The following is a 16,965-nucleotide window of genomic DNA, read 5'->3' on the forward strand; positions in this document are numbered from 1 at the left end:
CCCGATGAATCTATTTCGCTAAAATGTCCGCAATACGCTGACATGCTTGACCATCCCCATAAGGGTTATGCGCTTGGCTCATCGTTTGATAAGCCAGTGGATCGGTCAGCAGTAAGCTCAACGCATCACAAATTTGTTGTTGGTCTGTACCGACCAATTTCACCGTACCTGCCGCAACCGCCTCAGGCCTTTCCGTTGTTTCGCGCATCACTAACACGGGTTTGCCTAGTGAAGGGGCTTCTTCTTGAATACCGCCAGAATCAGTCAAAATGATGTGCGCCCGATCCATCAGATACACAAAAGGCAGATACTGTTGCGGTTCAATCAGCACAATATTGTCAACGCCTTTCAAAAGCTTGTTCACCGGCTCACGAACATTAGGATTCAGATGCACGGGATAAAGAATCTGGCACTCAGGATGTTGCTCGGCGGTACTCAATAAAGCTTGGCAGATACGTTCAAAACCGCCACCAAAGCTCTCACGGCGATGCCCAGTCACTAAAATCAGTTTTTTACTCGCATCGAGCATCGGAAACTGGCTATCTAAGGTGGCCTGTAAATCAGCATCCACGCGGATTTTGTCGCGAATCGTCAGCAAGGCATCAATGACGGTATTGCCCGTCACAAAAATTTTCTCTGGGTGATAGTTTTCTTGCAGTAAGTTAGCGCGAGAGGTTTCTGTCGGCGCAAAATGGTATTCGGTGAGCACCGCAGCCAGTCTACGATTCCCCTCTTCAGGCCAAGGTGAGTAAATATTGCCGGTTCTCAGCCCTGCTTCGACATGTCCGACAGGGATCTGTTGATAATATGCCGCTAACGATGCTGCAAAAGTGGTTGCGGTATCACCATGCACCAAAACGATATCGGGCTTTTCATCACTCAACACTTGCTGCATACCGAGCAAAATTTTGCTCGTCACACCACTTAAGGTTTGCCCCGGCTCCATAATATTGAGGTCAAAATCCGGTGTGATCGCAAAAAGCTCCAGCACTTGATCCAACATTTCACGGTGCTGCCCTGTCACACAGACTTTCATCACAAATCGATGGTCTTGTTCAAGCTGCTTTACTAGCGGCGCCATCTTGATAGCTTCAGGGCGCGTACCAAATACGATTAGAACCTTTTTCATGTCCCACCATCCTCTTCAAACATGCTCTTCAAACATGAATTCCATTAAACTCAGGCAACAAAAAACCCGTACCCCTTTAAATAAGGCACATACATAAGCAAACACTAATTTATTTCGCGTTAGAGTGGCTTTCTAATTAATTTGATCCATGCCGATTGCAAGAATATTTCAACGTTTTCTTTTCTACGGCACTGACAGTTATTAACGCCACTGAACAAATGAAACTCGTTTAATAAAAACTCTACTTACAAATAAAGATAAAATCCTTATCATTATTTCCTATAAACAGACCTTAATTTAATTCCTTAGTTTAGAATGTCTTATTCTTATAATCATTGAGTTGACACTTTGGGATTTAGTTGATTTCAATAAGACATCTCGTCACTTCAATTACCTTATCGCATCATGCGGCATGATGGCTTCTTGATGAATTTGATAGCCCTTATCCATCCCTAAGCCTTGTTGCTGCCAATGACAAACGAGTGCTTCAGCGCCAGCTTCAATTAGGGATGCGGTTTGTTGAAAAACCGCGCGACTACGCCGATACGGATCTGGCACTTCTTTTTCCTGACGAGGAGCAATGCTCAAGAAGAGACTTAATTTGTTTTTATGTTCCACTGGGCAAAGGTCGATCAAATCCGCGAAATTGGCTCTATCCATCGCGTAAATAAAATCATGTTCAATAAAATCTTGTTTGGTTATCTGTCTAATCGAATCTTTACTCGTTAGGTAGCCATATTCCTGTACTGTTTGCAGCGCTTTTTCATCAGGATGTTTTATTCCTGCCATTTTTCTTGTCCCAGCACTACTCACATGAATATTCATCTTTTTCTGAAGAATCTTTTCACGCAAAATAATCTCTGCCATTGGCGAACGACATAAATTCCCTGTACATACGACAAGTACAGATAAAGGATTAGCGTTCAAAGATGACACAAGATGCATAATTACTACCCTAGTTAAACCAATAAGCAATCAACTCATTATCAGATTAACCTAAGCTTACCAATAATGTATGTCTCATAAGTGAGTTGGATATTAATTAGAACTAAAGCAGTAAAATAACTGTAGTTTTATCTATTTCATTAGTATTAAAAGACGATTTTCTGAATCAAAATTACGACAACGAATATTTACTTAGACATGATACTTGACATGTTGTGTCACTATGTATTGCACATCACGTGCATATAGGAAGCATCAAGACTGTTTTGGTTTCAAAGAGATACACTAAGAAGAGGGGGGAAAACCCACCACCATAACCCGTGGTGGGTGTAGAAGGGTTAGTGTTGAGCGCGACCTTTAACACTTTGCTGTAGCTCATGGTTTAGTTCAGCTTCAACATGGCCTGGGGCTTGTGTGGAGCCTGAAATCAGCCGATACATGGCAGGAATAACGAGCAAAGTGACTAAAGTGGCAAATCCCATCCCAAAGAAAATGACTGTACCTACCGCAATCCGGCTTTCATAGCCCGCTCCTGTCGACACAATGAGAGGAATCGAGCCCGCCAAGGTAGTAAACGCCGTCATTAAAATCGGGCGTAAACGGCGTGCAGAAGCATCAATAATCGCCTTTTCAAACTCAACACCGCGATCGCGCAGTTGGTTTGCGAATTCAACAATCAAGATACCGTTTTTGGTTACCATACCAATCAGCATGATCATGCCGATCTGGCTGTAGATGTTCATCCCCTGCCCCATCACAAACAGACCAAGGAAGCCACCAAACACCCCCATAGGTACGGTGAGCATCACCACCAATGGGTTGATAAAGCTTTCAAACTGGGCAGCCAGCACCAGATACGCCACCAACAGTGCCAAAGCAAACACGATCGCTACACTCGATTGATTCTCTTTAAAATCTTTCGATTCACCGGAGTAACTCACTGAAATGTCGCTAGGTAACATCTCTATGGCTTTTTGATCTAGAAAATCAAGCGCTTGACCTAAGGTGTAACCTGTTTCAAGGTTGGCCGTCACAGTGACCGCCTTCTGCTTGTTGTAGTGCGCCAAACGAATTGCCGAAGCGACTTCATCAATACGTGTTACGGTGTCGAGCGTCACCAGTTCCCCCGTAGATGTACGCATGTAAATCTGGCTTAAATCGGCAGCATTGTTAAAGCTGTTTTCATCGCCACGCAGATACACATCATACTCTTCACCACGCTCCACAAAGGTCGTGACTTTTTTACCGCCAAGCATGACTTCCAAGGTGTCAGAGATCGAGCGCACACTGATCCCTAATTCTGCCGCGCGTTGTTTATCGATGCTCACCACCAACTCGGGCGTTTTTTCCGAGTAATCGATATCCGCTCCGGTCATAAACGGCGATTTCTCAGCTTCTGCTTCTAACTTTTCAGCCCACGTTTTCAGCTCAGAGTAATCCGAACCACCGAGCACAAATTGCACCGGCTCGCTCGAACCACCTCGAAAACCTGGCGTAAAAGGAAACACTCGAACATCAGGAATTCCAGCCAGAGCTTTACGTACTTGGCCTAGCGCTTCTTGTGCCGTGACACTGCGTTCATTCCAGTCATCCAGTATCATGATCACAAAGCCAGTTTGATCACCAGCATTGCCCCCAAAAGCAGGCGACTGAATGCTGAATGATTTCAAGAAACCTTGCCCTAATAATGGCATCAAACGCTGCTCGACCAGATCCATATTGGCAGCCATACGGTTATAACTGGTCGCATCTGCCCCACGCACAAAGGCAAAAATCACTCCGCGATCTTCGGAAGGGGTGAGCTGCGCTGGCACCAACTGCATCAAACCATAGCTTCCACCGATACAAGCCGCAATAATAACAGGAGCCGCCCAGCGCCAACGAATCGCTCGGCTCACTATTTTGCGATAACCGGACTCAAGCCCTGCAAACAATCGATCGATAAACAGATTAAAACGGCTTGGTTTCACATTGGCTTTCAACAGTTTACTGCCAAGCACGGGCGTCAAAGTCAGCGCAATGAGAGAGGAGAAAATCACCGCCATCGCAAGCAGTACCGAAAACTCGGTAAACAGCAGTCCGACCATTCCATCCATAAACGAGATCGGCAGAAACACCATCACCAACACCAACGTGGTTGCAATAACCGCAAAACCCACTTCACGGGTACCTTTATAAGCGGCCAGCAGTGGTTTTTCCCCCCGTTCGATATGATGGAAAATATTCTCCACCACCACAATGGCATCATCCACCACCAGACCAATCGACAAGATCAGCGCCATTAAGGTGATCAGGTTGATCGAAAAACCAAAGTAATAAGCCGCCATAAAAGCGGAGATAAGAGAAACAGGAACCGTCACCGCAGGGATTAACGTAGCACGTAGCTGACCAATAAAGATGTACAGCACTAAAATCACTAACCCTCCGGTCACAAACAGAGTGCTATAAACCTCGCTGATTGAGCGCTCAATAAATACCGTTGAGTCATAATCGATGGCTAAGCGTGTCCCTTTCGGCAAAAACTGCTGAACCTTATCCACTTCTTGATGTACGCGCTTCGCCACTTCTAGCGGATTTGCATCCGATTGCGGCACAATCCCCATGCTCACGTTGACGATGCCATCGCTCTTAAAGGTCGAATTCTCGTTTTCCGCACCAATAAACACATCAGCAACATCTTTAAGATAAATCGGGGTACCATCACTGGCCCTCTTCACCACCAGATATTCAAAATCTTCCGGCGATTGATAACTGCGCGCCGTCCGCACCGACATCACGGTTGAATCGTTGCGTACCTGTCCTCCTGGGCTTTCAATATTCTCTTTATTGAGGGCATCAGAAATATCATTGGTGGTGACGCCGCGCCCAGCCATCAACTCTGGCTTTATACGCACATACATCACCTTGTACAAACCTCCTGAGACATCGACTGAGCTTACCCCCGAGATCAAACTGAAACGGTCGAGCAACACTCGTTCAATGTAATCGGTCAGTTGGGTGCGATCCATCTCTGAGGAACTAAGATTGATGTAGACCGAAGCCTGCCCTGAGCCGTTATTTTTGAACACCTGCGGATCATCCGCCTCTTCAGGCAGTGAACGCTGCGCCCTTGCCACGGCGTCACGAATATCACTCACCCCGGTGTTTAAATCATAACCGAGTTCAAACGTCACCGTGATGCGCGACATGCCATTGCGGCTCACCGAGGTGATTTCATCAATCCCGCTAATGCCAGCCAGTTGGTCTTCCAACACACTGGTAATTTGGCTTTCAATAATAGTGGCCGATGCCCCTTGATAACGGGTCGAGACTGAAACTACAGGGCTTTCAATATCCGGCATTTCACGTACGGCAAGTTTGGTAAATGACACTACACCAAACACGCACAGCAACATACTCAGCACTAACGCCGCGACAGGGCGTTTAACCGAAACATCCGACAACCACATTATTTGTCATCCTTCTTCAGCGGACGCCCTTCTACTGTCACTTCGCTGACTCGTGCGTTGTCACGCATATTGACGATACCTTGGACGACAATTTTTTCGCCAATCGCCAAACCTTTCTCAATCACAACTTGATTCTCTACCCGAGCACCGAGGCTAACTTCACGACGCTGAGCAACATTGTCCTCGCCAATCACGAACACAAAACGCTTAGTGCCCGAATACTCTAAAGCTTGAACAGGAATGATCGGCGCGTCGATCGCGGGAAAATTAATGCGAGCAGACATCAGCATACCCGGTTTTAAATATTGTTCTGGATTGGGGAAATTGACGCGCACTCGCAAATTCAGCGTTTCCTGACTAATGCGTGAATCCACGGCAACCACCGAGCCTTCAAACTGACGATTGGGCCAAGCCTCACTGCTGCCTAGTACCTTCATGCCTTTGCTAAGCTGCGGCAGATAACGTTCTGGAATCTGTAAATCGAGCTGCATCAAACCCAAATTATCCAGCGTCAGCAGCTCAGCCCCCGCACTCACCCACTTACCACGGCTAAAATCGATAAAACCGACCGTACCGTCAAAAGGTGCGGCAATATGCAAATCAGCTAAATTGGCTTGCGCTGCATTCAATCTTGCTTGACCAATTTCCACGCGAGCACGCTGCGCATCAATTTCCGTAGGAGTGATCGCGTTACGTTTTAGCAAGCGCTCGTATTCCGTCAGTTTACGCTGCTCATCGAGCAAATAAGCTTTTGCTTCGACTAATGCAGCTTGAGCTTTGTCGTCATCCAACTGAATCAACAGCTGACCTTTTTTGACTTGCTGATTTGCTTGCACCGCAATCATGTTAACTTTACCCGTCACCTCTGAGGCTATTTCCACTGACTGCTGTGCTTTGAGCTTGCCAACTAAAGAGAGTGACTGTGAAATTTGATGAGATTGAACCTGTTCAGTGACCACAGAAATCGCTGGCGGCTGGCTCGGTTCTTTGGCAGATAGCACGGCGCTGTGCATCAGCACCGTCAATAGTGTCAATGAAACTAGAGTGTGTTTGTTCATGATTTGGCTTAATGTCTAAAAATCTGTTTATATTGTAGCGAGTTATACGCAACTTGAACGTCAAGGAACGTAAAGATTGCCAGTAAAAGTGTAAGGAGCGCTGTGACTTAAGCAGCTAAAATGCTCAATTATTTGCATCTTTGCCCAAAAAGACAGCATTCGATTCAATTTGCTAAAAAAAGTGTTTACAGAGGGAGCGAGTTTGATAAGATGCGCTCCGCACTTAAGCGATGTGTTGGGAAAACATCGGTTAAGCTTTTCAGTTAGTGAAAAGAAAATACCCTGGAGGGGTTCCCGAGTGGCCAAAGGGAGCAGACTGTAAATCTGCCGGCTCCGCCTTCGATGGTTCGAATCCGTCCCCCTCCACCATATTCTTCTCGTAAGAGAAACCCTTGATTGATGCGTTGGGAAAACGTCAGTTAAGTCTTTTCAGCAGTGAAAAGAAAAATACCCTGGAGGGGTTCCCGAGTGGCCAAAGGGAGCAGACTGTAAATCTGCCGGCTCCGCCTTCGATGGTTCGAATCCGTCCCCCTCCACCATATTCTCTCGTAAGAGAAACCCTTGATTGATGCGTTGGGAAAACGTCAGTTAAGTCTTTTCAGTAGAGAAAAGAAAACACCCTGGAGGGGTTCCCGAGTGGCCAAAGGGAGCAGACTGTAAATCTGCCGGCTCCGCCTTCGATGGTTCGAATCCGTCCCCCTCCACCATATTCTCTCGCAAGAGAAACCCTTGATTGATGCGTTGGGAAAACATCAGTTAAGTCTTTTCAGCAGTGAAAAGAAAACACCCTGGAGGGGTTCCCGAGTGGCCAAAGGGAGCAGACTGTAAATCTGCCGGCTCCGCCTTCGATGGTTCGAATCCGTCCCCCTCCACCATATACAGAAAGCCAGCTCATTGAGTTGGCTTTTTTGTTTCTAGCCAATATCCAGCTATCCTGCCTGTATGTAATATCAAGAAAAAAGCCCCAGCAATGTGGGGCTGAAAGATGATTGAATCCTATAGGGGAGACTCAATCAGAATGATGCGTGTCTCATATGGGCGTAGCACTTGGTGCGCCAATACACGCTGTAACTCAATCCCTGAATAATTGCCCAGTAAATAAAGCGCATCATCCAGTGGTAATTCGGGTAATTCACATTCCGCTTCGTGACCGTAATAGTTATTCAAACAGATCAGCACTTGTTTCTGATTTCGGCGCTGATATGCAAATATCTCTTTATGATCGGGCAGCAAATCTGTGTAGTCGCCATCGGTGATCACCTTAACTTTTTTGCGCAGCGATAATAATCGGCGATAAAAGTAAAACACCGAATGCGGATCTTCCAAAGCGGCTTGAGCGTTAATATCAGAGTAGTTACTCGCCAGATCAATCCACGGTTCGCCACGAGTAAAACCGGCATGACGACTCGCATCCCACTGCATAGGAGTACGAGAGTTATCACGGGACTTTTGTGCCAGAATCGCCAGCATTTCACTTTCGGGCAGGCCCTGTTGCATCATGAGCTGGTGGATGTTAATGCTTTCCACATCGCGATACTGCTTAATCGAGGTAAACCTCGGATTGGTCATACCAATCTCTTCACCTTGGTAGATATAAGGTGTGCCTTGCATCAGGTGAATGGTCGCCGCAAGCATTTTCGCAGATTCCACTCGGTACTGCTGATCATTCGCTAAACGACTGACAATCCTCGGCTGATCGTGGTTACACCAAAACAGTGCGCCCCACCCTTTGCCATTCAGCCCCGTTTGCCAATGATTGAAAATCTGCTTGAGTTGCAGAAAATCAAATGGCGCATTGGTCCACTTTTCCCCATTTGGGTAATCGACTTTCAAATGATGAAAATTAAACACCATAGAAAGCTCTCGCCCATCCAGCGCGGAATACTGTTGGCAATGTTCCAAGGTAGTTGAAGACATTTCGCCCACGGTTACGCTGCCATAACGCTGAAAAACATCACGGCTGATCTCTTGCAGATACTCATGCACCCGCGGGCCATCGGTGTAAAAACGGCGGCCATCGCCCGTTTCATCATCCGCAAAATCTTGCTGTTTGGAGATCAGATTAATCACATCAAGCCGGAAGCCATCCACGCCTTTTTCAGCCCAAAAGCGGATGACTTTTTTGACTTCTTCCCGAACTTGCGGGTTTTCCCAGTTGAGATCAGCCTGCTGTTTGGCAAACAGATGCAAATAATACTCACCGGTCGCTTCATCTAGCTCCCATGCACTGCCACCAAATTTGGATTGCCAGTTATTCGGCACACCACCGTTAACCGGTTTGTGCCAAATGTAGTAATCACGATAAGGGCTGCTGCGATCACCCAACGCGGACTGGAACCAAGCGTGCTCAGTTGAAGTGTGGTTAACCACAATATCCATGATGATACGAATACCGCGCCGATGCGCTTCTTTCAATAACTGTTCAAAATCCTGCATGGTGCCAAAATCAGGATTGATCGCGTAGTAATCGGCAATGTCATAACCATTATCGATCATCGGAGATTGGTAAATCGGCGTCAGCCAAATAGCGTCAATCCCAAGCTTCAACAGATAGTCAAGTTTACTGATAATGCCCTGCAGATCTCCGATGCCTTTTGCGCCACTATCGCAAAAACTTTTCGGGTAAATTTGATAAATTGCCGCGGTTTTCCACCAAGGCATAGATTGGGCTGAGCGACTCATACAACTCTCACTTACTCAAAAAATTGACTCAAAAACGAAGAAAAGGAGTGGTGATAACCACTCCAATATAGGGAAGGTTAAGCACTCGCCACGGCCAGCTTGCCTGAATTCTGGGCGCGCTTGTACATGAGCAGAGTCAATGCTGCGGGTACCACTATCGCAATCAGCATAGCAAGCAGGTAAATGCTCCAATACTGCGGTTGAATGGAAAGAATACCGGGTAAACCGCCCACACCAATACCGTTGGCCATCACACCTGCACTACCACACACAGCCGCAGCCAAAGCGCTGCCGATCATTGCGCTGAGCATAGGGAATTTGTATTTCAGGTTAATGCCGTACATCGCAGGCTCCGTTACCCCAAGGTAGGCGGAAATTGCCGCTGGCACTGAGATATCTCGCTCGCCCTGCTTTTTGCTGATGATAATGATACCTACCACGGCTGAAGCTTGGGCGATGTTTGAAAGGGCAATCAAAGGCCAAATCGGTGTACCACCCAATTCCTGCATCAGTTGCAGATCCACGGCGTTGGTGGTGTGGTGAATCCCCGTAATCACTAAAGGCGCATACAGGAAGCCAAACAAGGTCGAACCAATCACCGCAAAATCACCGGTCATTGCCGCTTTCGCTGCAAATGCCACCCCATCACCAATCACGCGTCCAAACGGGCCAATCAAAGCATGAGCCAGTACTACAGAGACAAGAATCGAAACAAATGGCACCACCACCAGATAGAGATAGGAAGGTACGATACGTCTTAAATTGTTCTCAATAAAAGCCAACATCACACCAGCTAAAATTGCGGGGATAACCTGAGCCTGATAGCCCACTTTTTCAATCGCAAACAATCCAAAGTCCCAGACTTCCGGTACTTGCTTACCAATCAAGTAAGCATTCATGAGCTGTGGCGAAACCAAGGTAACCCCAAGGGTAATACCGAGAATCGGCGTACCGCCAAGTTTTTTCACGGTTGACCAACAAACACCGACAGGTAGGAAGAAGAAGATCGCTTCACCAATCAGCCACAAAAATGCATGGACCGATGCCCAAAACTGGCTGATTTCGGTCAGCGTTTTGCCATCAAACATGCGAATGTCGCCAATCACATTTCGAAAACCGAGGATCAAACCGCCGGTAATGATCGCAGGAAGCAGAGGCACGAAAATTTCAGCCAAATGGGATATGCCACGCTCCAGCACATTCATGTTTTGACGTGCCGCGACTTTGGCATCCTCTTTTGAAGCCGCTTGCTTACCCGTCTGTTCCAACAGCATTTTGTAGACTTGATCGACTTCGGTGCCAATCACCACCTGAAACTGCCCAGCATTGGTAAAGCAGCCCTTCACCATGCTAAGCGCTTCCAAACCCGCTTTGTCAGCCAATTCAGGCTGATTCAGCACAAAGCGTAAGCGTGTCAAACAGTGAGTAACACTGGCGATATTACCTTCGCCTCCCACCAGTTCGATAAGACGCGTAACGTCTTGTTTCGCTATCTTACTCATATCCTTGTCCACCCTATTGAATAGTTATGCTGCAGCAGTTGGGAACAGTCCCAAATCAATTAATGAGATATTGACACAACACATAACAAATAAAAATGGGAACAATCCCATAAATTGAAAGCGATCACACTGTTCGTTCTTTGTTCATTATTTCAGTGTAGTAAAACAGAGGTAAATGCATTGCTGTTGTAAGCCTGCCGTAAACAGGCTTATCCACATGAGCAGAACAACGCTAATAGGTTAGGATGAGCGACCTTATTTTCACTCATTCAAAAAAGGAACGGAACGATCAGTGAGAAATGGGAGACTGAGTGAGGTGAACACATTCTGCATGCGTTCCACAAAGTTGCTCAATCAGTAGATCAGCCGCCAGTTTACCCGCTTCGCGATAGCCAGGGTCGACACTGAACACTTTCGGAAATAGGAAAGAGAGCAACTCATTACCACCCACCCCTGTCACGACAACATCATTACGTTGACGCTCTTGCAGTCGCTTAATCACCCCAAGCGCTATAGTATCGCTTGCACACACAATCGCTTGTGTCTGTTCAGTCAATACCTTATCCACCAACTGATAAGCACTATCGTGATGCAATTGTCCGGTTTGATAATTCGCTTCAATGCCATGCAGAGCACACCAACTGAGATACGCGTTAAGGCGCAGCTCACCGGTGTTTTTGTCACGTGGATCCACCCCAATAAAGGCGATATGACGTAGCTGTTTTTGGGCTAGATGTTGTAAAGCACGCTCAATCACCCCAACATTGTCATAATTGATCGAGGAGATCTCTTCACTGTGCATTGCCAAAAGCACACAGCGATGCTGCCAACTAAGCAAAGCATCATGGTCAATATCCGTAAAACCAAACACAATCACCCCATCCACTTGCCGCTTAGCGAGCACTTTCAAATGGGCGTTGGTCTTTTCGCGGCTAAATTGGCTCTCCATAATCACTACGTCATAACCGTGAGCATAAAGGGCTTGCAGCATAGTGCTGACCGCTTTGTTTTCGGAAGGGGAATCTAAACGCGAAATGATGACACCCACCACTTTTTGGCTGCCACTACGCATGGTTTGTGCCGACTTAGAAGGCACGTAACCCGACTCAGCAATCACCTGCTCCACTTTGGCGCGAGTTTCAGGCTTCACTTTAGGATCATTGGTTAACACACGTGAGACAGTTGATTTCCCAACGCCCGAGAGCCTAGCAATGTCTAAAATGGTCAGTTTTCGATTCATGTGCTGTGTTTGGTATTCATCAATAAGAAAAGGGGAATGATAAATAAGGTCGCTTAGGCGACCTTACTGTTACTTTTTCACTCGCAGCAGATAATGCGGTACATCACGAATACTATCGAGCACCACAGTCGCCAAGGCTTCACCTTGCTCGGTAACAGGCTTACCAGTACGCACCAAAATCTTAGTGCCGATGCCCGCCGCTTCCGCCGCCATCATATCTTCCGCTTTGTCACCAACCATCACCGAGTTGGCTATATCGATCTTGAGGAAATCACGCGCAGAGAAGAACATACCTGGCTTTGGTTTACGACAATCACACTCTTCTTTATATTGCCCAATGCCGTGTTCAGCATGGTGCGGACAGTAATAGATCCCATCAAATTCAACGCCATTATCGGCAAAGTTCCAGTCCATCCACTGAGTGAGAGAGATGAAACGTTCTTCACTGAATTTGCCACGCGCAATGCCGGACTGATTGGTGACCAACACCAGTAGATAGCCCATGCGCTGCAAAGCCGCTGTTGCTTCAAATACACCTTCAATGAATTGGAAATCGTGCTCATCATGCACATAACCATGATCAACGTTGATCACGCCATCACGGTCCAGAAATACGGCTGGTTTTGCCAAAATGCTATCTCTTTCAAGTCACTTTGTACGAATTATTGCATGCTTTATTTTTTTCATCACTATCTAATTACTTTCTCATCTATTCACAACAACCATTTAGACGTCTAGACGTAAAAATATCTATTGACTTAAACTCAGCAAGCCCATAGCATCGACTACTAATTGACAAAGAGGCCAACAGATTATTCTGCCTCTCGCAGTACAAGGTTGCACATGATTGAGATTAAAAGCGTAAATAAAGTGTTCTATCAGGGGGATAAAGAAATCCACGCCCTGAAAGACATCAATTTATTCATTCCGCAAGGCACGATTTTTGGGGTGATTGGCTCATCCGGTGCCGGAAAAAGTACGCTGATCCGTTGTGTCAACATGCTGGAAAAACCGACCTGCGGCCAAGTGATTGTGGATGGTGTAGATTTAACCACACTCAGCAATCAACAGTTGTGCGCGGCTCGCCGTAACATCGGCATGATATTTCAGCATTTTAATCTGCTTTCTTCACGCACTGTGTTTGAAAACGTGGCTCTGCCGCTCGAATTAGCGAATAAGCCACAGCAACACATCGAAACCAAAGTAACGGAGTTACTGGCTCTGGTGGGACTTGCGGAAAAACGGGATAGTTACCCAGCCAATCTTTCGGGTGGCCAAAAACAGCGCGTGGCGATTGCACGCGCTTTGGCAAGCAATCCTAAAGTGCTGCTGTGTGATGAAGCCACGAGTGCGCTCGACCCCGCCACAACTCAGTCGATTCTGGAACTGCTTAAAGAAATTAACCGTAAGCTCAACTTAACTATTTTGCTGATCACTCACGAAATGGATGTGGTAAAAAGCATTTGTCACGAAGTGGCGATCATTGGTGGTGGTGAACTCGTTGAGAAAGGTACGGTCGGAGATATTTTTGCCCACCCCAAAACTGAGTTGGCGCATCAATTCATCCGCTCAACCTTAGATTTGTCGATTCCAGAAGATTACCAAGCTCGCCTGCAGCCAACTCGCGTAGCTGGGAGTTATCCCCTGGTGCGTTTGGAATTCACCGGAGCCACAGTGGATGCCCCACTGATGACGCAAATCGCTCGTAAGTACAACATCGATGTCAGCATCCTCAGCTCAGATCTGGATTACGCCGGTGGAGTGAAGTTTGGCATGATGGTGGCTGAAATTTTTGGTAATGCAGACGATGATGAGGCCGCAATTCACTATCTGCGTGAAAACAACGTTAAAGTAGAGGTGCTGGGTTATGTCCTTTAATACGATTGCACAATGGTTTGCGCTGAACAGCGACCTACTTTTAACGGCCACATGGCAAACTCTATACATGGTCGCGATTGCGGGCATGGTTGGCTTTGCACTGGGTATTCCGCTTGGGGTGATTCTACACACCACTAAAAAAGATGGATTGCTGGAAAACCTACCGCTCAATCGAGTGCTCGGTGCCATTGTTAACATTGGCCGCTCAGTTCCATTTTTGGTGTTGATGGTTGCGATTATTCCAGTCACCAAACTGATTGTCGGTACCTTTATCGGTACCACTGCGGCGATTGTTCCCCTCACCATTGGTGCGATTCCGTTTGTGGCACGCTTAATTGAGAGCGCATTGCTCGAAGTGCCGACAGGGTTGGTGGAAGCCGCTCAATCAATGGGGGCGACGCCACTGCAAATCATTCGTAAGGTACTGCTACCTGAAGCGCTACCCACGATTTTAAACTCAGTCACTATTACTCTAGTGACATTGGTCAGCTACTCAGCCATGGCAGGTACCGTTGGCGGTGGTGGTCTGGGCGATGTGGCAATCCGCTACGGATTCCACCGTTACGACATCACCATCATGGCGGTGACTGTGGTCATGCTGATTGTGCTGGTACAAATTATCCAATCCATCGGTGATGCGTTGGTACGCCGCGTTGATCATCGATAAGCAAAACAAAAGCCTTTTTGAACAAGGAGTTCATCATGAAGTTTAGCCTGAAAAGTTTACTGACTATCGCAGCTGCTGCCTCAACCCTGATTTTGGCTGGCTGTGGTGAGAAAGCGATCGATAACAACAAAGTAAAAATTGGTGTTATGGCAGGTGCGGAAGCACAAGTTGCTGAAGTAGCAGCAAAAGTTGCTAAAGAAAAATACAATCTGGATGTAGAACTGGTGACCTTTACCGACTACGTAACGCCAAACGCAGCGTTGGATGACGGCTCTATCGATGCTAACGCATTCCAGCACAAACCATACCTGGACAAGCAAGTGGCTGACCGTGGTTACAAGCTGGCAATCGTAGGTAACACTTTTGTCTACCCAATCGCAGGCTACTCAAAACAAATTAAATCTGTTGATGAGATCCAAGAAGGTGCACGCGTTGCAGTACCAAACGACCCAACTAACCTAGGCCGCTCACTGCTTCTGCTACAACAACAAGGTCTACTTAAACTTCGTGAAGATGTTGGCCTGCTGGCGACCGTACGTGACATCGTTGAGAACCCAAAGAAACTTGAGATCCTAGAATTGGATGCAGCTCAACTGCCACGTTCACTGGATGATGTTGCTCTGTCTATCATCAACACCACTTACGCGAGTTCAATCAACCTAACGCCAGAAAAAGACGGCATCTTCGTTGAAGACAAAGAGTCTCCATACGTTAACTTGCTGGTAGCTCGTGAAGCGAATGTAAACGCGGAAAACGTACAAAACTTCAAGAAAGCTTACCAAACAGATGAAGTGGCTAAAGCTGCTTCAGAAATCTTCCAAGGTGGCGCGGTAAAGGGTTGGTAATGGCTTAACTTCAAGCATCGGCCTTTAAAAACAAACCATTGAAATATATTCAGAAAAGGTTGGCGCTAAGCCAACCTTTTTTATTACCGCGATCTTTTTAATACCGATAGCTTTTTAATACAAAGAAAAAGCGATGGATGCGGATTCCTTCCCCGCTCTACTTCAGATGATCCCATGAAATATTGGAGACAATCCGGCACGGCTCACAACAAAAATGGAAGATGTCGTGCAGTGGCTCTTCCAGCAACCACTCTCCGCCGCACTTAGGGCAAAGACGCGCTTTTTCTTGCGCAAGGCTACTGCCTCCAACCCGATACTGATAGTAATAGGTTGGCACTTTAGTCAGAAATTCAATACGTCCACGTAAATCCCAACCACGACGGAATAAATCACTATCCACATCGCAAATCTCATGCAGCGCAGCATGTTCAGCTTTGCACGCTCCTGCCATCTGCAACTCATCACACGCTTGCCATTCGGTTTGCCATTTGATCACGGCTTTATGATCACCATTAAAGGTCGGCGGATTGCGATACAAAGGGATCGGAAGTAATGTTTCACCGCTGCGCAGAGGTGAGCAAGTATGCACATACGTGGTGTACAGCACCTGCCAGCTAGGGATTTCCTCTTCCGCGGCTTGTTCTGAATTAATGTCTAACCCGAGCACACGTACTTTCGGGGCAAGCAAACAAGCATCACTTAAACGGCTAACACAAGCTTCAACGTATTCCGAATGGAATTTAGGGTGCAAACTCTCTTTTTCTGGGCATACGGCGCGCACGTAAAACACGCCCTCACCCAACACAATCGGAAACTCGCGTCCCAACACTTGCCCGTTGTAACGTAGTGCATCCATCAAGCCATTAATCGCTTTATCGACCGCGCTGATTGTGGTGTTATCAAAACACTCAAATTCCAACTCAACCACGTACATCTCAGTTCACCCTTGGTTCAAGCTGTTCTAAAAACGTCTCAAGATCGGCAGTCAATACTTCACGCTGCGCTGTTCCTAATTTCTCAAGGATCACATTGCCCGTCAGGTTACAAATGGCAATCACCGACATCTCATCCTCTGTTGTCGCAATAAAAACCGTTGGTTTTTGTTTTAAGCGACGCTGCATAACTAAATGACCCAGAATGTTCTCCTGCAAGCGCGTGAAATCGTCTTCACTCCATACTTGCAGCAATGTCAGCTCACGGCCTCGCCACTGCGCTGGCATGTCCGCACTAAACTGACAGGCATAAAACGCTTTAATATCCTCGTGCAGCGTTAGTTCAATCGCCCGCTCGACATTATTAAAATCCGCCCACACTTCACGATTAACGGAACGCCAGCGAACCGCATCGGCTAATTCTTCCGCCACACAAGGCGAAGCCAGTCCGATTAACTCGTCATTTTCCGGTAATTGACCGGTTTGCTGTTCACAATATTGTAGAAAACGCTGACTGAATGCGCTTAAGGCTTGCACAACGCTTGGCGTCATAATCATCTCCATGTAGAGTTTGCGCAGCCTCGTTAATGACACTGGCACTGGGATTGCGTAAAATTCTGCACATTCTAATCGAATCG

Annotated in this window: 13 protein-coding genes and 4 tRNA genes; 7 read left to right on the top strand and 10 right to left on the bottom strand. The window is 46.9% G+C overall.

Going from position 1 to position 16,965, the window contains the following annotated elements; genetic code table 11:
* Positions 1-10 precede the first annotated feature (10 nt).
* The 4 genes from vpsA to vexG form a co-directional block, all read right to left on the bottom strand.
* Positions 11-1,129, bottom strand: a complete 1,119-nt coding sequence (gene vpsA, locus VOA_RS10960) for a UDP-N-acetylglucosamine 2-epimerase (non-hydrolyzing) VpsA (protein WP_000756752.1) — start codon at positions 1,127-1,129, stop codon at positions 11-13.
* Positions 1,130-1,519: 390 nt separating this feature from the next.
* On the bottom strand, positions 1,520-2,074 hold the full coding sequence (locus VOA_RS0117630) for a low molecular weight protein-tyrosine-phosphatase (protein ID WP_083806448.1): 555 nt from the start codon (positions 2,072-2,074) through the stop codon (positions 1,520-1,522).
* Positions 2,075-2,412: 338 nt separating this feature from the next.
* Entirely contained in the window at positions 2,413-5,523 is a 3,111-nt protein-coding gene (vexH, locus tag VOA_RS10955; protein WP_000266723.1) for a vibriobactin export RND transporter permease subunit VexH, read from the bottom strand.
* Positions 5,523-6,581, bottom strand: coding sequence for a vibriobactin export RND transporter periplasmic adaptor subunit VexG (gene vexG / locus VOA_RS10950; protein WP_032468180.1), 1,059 nt, complete (start codon positions 6,579-6,581; stop codon positions 5,523-5,525). Before vexG ends, vexH begins: the two co-directional genes overlap by 1 nt.
* A gap of 284 nt (positions 6,582-6,865) precedes the next feature.
* Between vexG and VOA_RS10945 the strand changes: the two genes are divergently transcribed.
* The 4 genes from VOA_RS10945 (at position 6,866) to VOA_RS10930 (ending at position 7,456) form a co-directional block, all read left to right on the top strand.
* Positions 6,866-6,950, top strand: a tRNA-Tyr gene (locus VOA_RS10945).
* 85 nt (positions 6,951-7,035) lie between these two features.
* A tRNA-Tyr gene (locus VOA_RS10940) sits at positions 7,036-7,120 on the top strand.
* A gap of 83 nt (positions 7,121-7,203) precedes the next feature.
* Positions 7,204-7,288: transfer RNA gene (locus tag VOA_RS10935), tRNA-Tyr, on the top strand.
* Between the two features lie 83 nt (positions 7,289-7,371).
* A tRNA-Tyr gene (locus VOA_RS10930) sits at positions 7,372-7,456 on the top strand.
* Positions 7,457-7,577: 121 nt separating this feature from the next.
* Here the strand turns inward: VOA_RS10930 and treC are convergent.
* The 4 genes from treC to gmhB all read right to left on the bottom strand — a co-directional run bounded on the left by treC (position 7,578) and on the right by gmhB (position 12,635).
* Positions 7,578-9,263: an alpha,alpha-phosphotrehalase gene (treC, locus tag VOA_RS10925; RefSeq protein WP_000091312.1), complete on the bottom strand. Its 1,686-nt coding sequence runs from the start codon at positions 9,261-9,263 to the stop codon at positions 7,578-7,580.
* Between the two features lie 77 nt (positions 9,264-9,340).
* The gene (gene treB, locus VOA_RS10920) at positions 9,341-10,765 is read right to left on the bottom strand and encodes a PTS trehalose transporter subunit IIBC (RefSeq protein WP_000034049.1); all 1,425 of its coding nucleotides are present in this window, start codon (positions 10,763-10,765) and stop codon (positions 9,341-9,343) included.
* A 289-nt stretch (positions 10,766-11,054) separates the two neighbouring features.
* A complete protein-coding gene (gene treR, locus VOA_RS10915) occupies positions 11,055-12,005 on the bottom strand; it encodes a trehalose operon repressor TreR (protein ID WP_001080445.1) in 951 nt (316 codons plus the stop codon).
* A 69-nt stretch (positions 12,006-12,074) separates the two neighbouring features.
* A complete protein-coding gene (gene gmhB / locus VOA_RS10910; RefSeq protein WP_001108090.1) occupies positions 12,075-12,635 on the bottom strand; it encodes a D-glycero-beta-D-manno-heptose 1,7-bisphosphate 7-phosphatase in 561 nt (186 codons plus the stop codon).
* A 213-nt stretch (positions 12,636-12,848) separates the two neighbouring features.
* Between gmhB and metN the strand changes: the two genes are divergently transcribed.
* From metN to metQ, 3 genes are read left to right on the top strand one after another with little or no spacing between them, the layout of a single operon-like run.
* The gene (gene metN, locus VOA_RS10905; protein WP_000569868.1) at positions 12,849-13,883 is read left to right on the top strand and encodes a methionine ABC transporter ATP-binding protein MetN; all 1,035 of its coding nucleotides are present in this window, start codon (positions 12,849-12,851) and stop codon (positions 13,881-13,883) included.
* Positions 13,873-14,550 (top strand): methionine ABC transporter permease, encoded by a 678-nt coding sequence (locus VOA_RS10900; RefSeq protein ID WP_000009577.1) that lies wholly within the window; start codon positions 13,873-13,875, stop codon positions 14,548-14,550. Before metN ends, VOA_RS10900 begins: the two co-directional genes overlap by 11 nt.
* Before the next feature lie 35 nt (positions 14,551-14,585).
* Positions 14,586-15,395 (top strand): methionine ABC transporter substrate-binding lipoprotein MetQ, encoded by an 810-nt coding sequence (gene metQ, locus VOA_RS10895; RefSeq protein ID WP_000672703.1) that lies wholly within the window; start codon positions 14,586-14,588, stop codon positions 15,393-15,395.
* Between the two features lie 157 nt (positions 15,396-15,552).
* Here metQ and VOA_RS10890 read toward each other — a convergent pair whose 3' ends face one another.
* Positions 15,553-16,329 carry a Zn-ribbon-containing protein gene (locus tag VOA_RS10890; protein ID WP_000289672.1) on the bottom strand — a complete coding sequence of 259 codons (777 nt, stop codon included), beginning with the start codon at positions 16,327-16,329 and terminating at the stop codon, positions 15,553-15,555.
* A gap of 1 nt (position 16,330) precedes the next feature.
* Positions 16,331-16,879, bottom strand: a complete 549-nt coding sequence (syd, locus tag VOA_RS10885; protein ID WP_000189084.1) for a SecY-interacting protein — start codon at positions 16,877-16,879, stop codon at positions 16,331-16,333.
* Positions 16,880-16,965: the final 86 nt, after the last annotated feature.

Origin of the sequence: Vibrio sp. RC586 (genome assembly GCF_000176715.1) — a bacterium.
GTDB lineage: Bacteria > Pseudomonadota > Gammaproteobacteria > Enterobacterales > Vibrionaceae > Vibrio.

What these genes read in the sequence shown, in the direction of transcription:
- treC (WP_000091312.1), bottom strand. Translation starts at nt 9,263, where the DNA reads ATGAGTCGCTCAGCCCAATCTATGCCTTGGTGGAAAACCGCGGCAATT.
- vpsA (WP_000756752.1), bottom strand. Translation starts at nt 1,129, where the DNA reads ATGAAAAAGGTTCTAATCGTATTTGGTACGCGCCCTGAAGCTATCAAG.
- VOA_RS0117630 (WP_083806448.1), bottom strand. Translation starts at nt 2,074, where the DNA reads ATGCATCTTGTGTCATCTTTGAACGCTAATCCTTTATCTGTACTTGTC.
- vexG (WP_032468180.1), bottom strand. Translation starts at nt 6,581, where the DNA reads ATGAACAAACACACTCTAGTTTCATTGACACTATTGACGGTGCTGATG.
- metQ (WP_000672703.1), top strand. Translation starts at nt 14,586, where the DNA reads ATGAAGTTTAGCCTGAAAAGTTTACTGACTATCGCAGCTGCTGCCTCA.
- treB (WP_000034049.1), bottom strand. Translation starts at nt 10,765, where the DNA reads ATGAGTAAGATAGCGAAACAAGACGTTACGCGTCTTATCGAACTGGTG.
- VOA_RS10890 (WP_000289672.1), bottom strand. Translation starts at nt 16,329, where the DNA reads ATGTACGTGGTTGAGTTGGAATTTGAGTGTTTTGATAACACCACAATC.
- vexH (WP_000266723.1), bottom strand. Translation starts at nt 5,523, where the DNA reads ATGTGGTTGTCGGATGTTTCGGTTAAACGCCCTGTCGCGGCGTTAGTG.
- treR (WP_001080445.1), bottom strand. Translation starts at nt 12,005, where the DNA reads ATGAATCGAAAACTGACCATTTTAGACATTGCTAGGCTCTCGGGCGTT.
- syd (WP_000189084.1), bottom strand. Translation starts at nt 16,879, where the DNA reads ATGACGCCAAGCGTTGTGCAAGCCTTAAGCGCATTCAGTCAGCGTTTT.
- VOA_RS10900 (WP_000009577.1), top strand. Translation starts at nt 13,873, where the DNA reads ATGTCCTTTAATACGATTGCACAATGGTTTGCGCTGAACAGCGACCTA.
- metN (WP_000569868.1), top strand. Translation starts at nt 12,849, where the DNA reads ATGATTGAGATTAAAAGCGTAAATAAAGTGTTCTATCAGGGGGATAAA.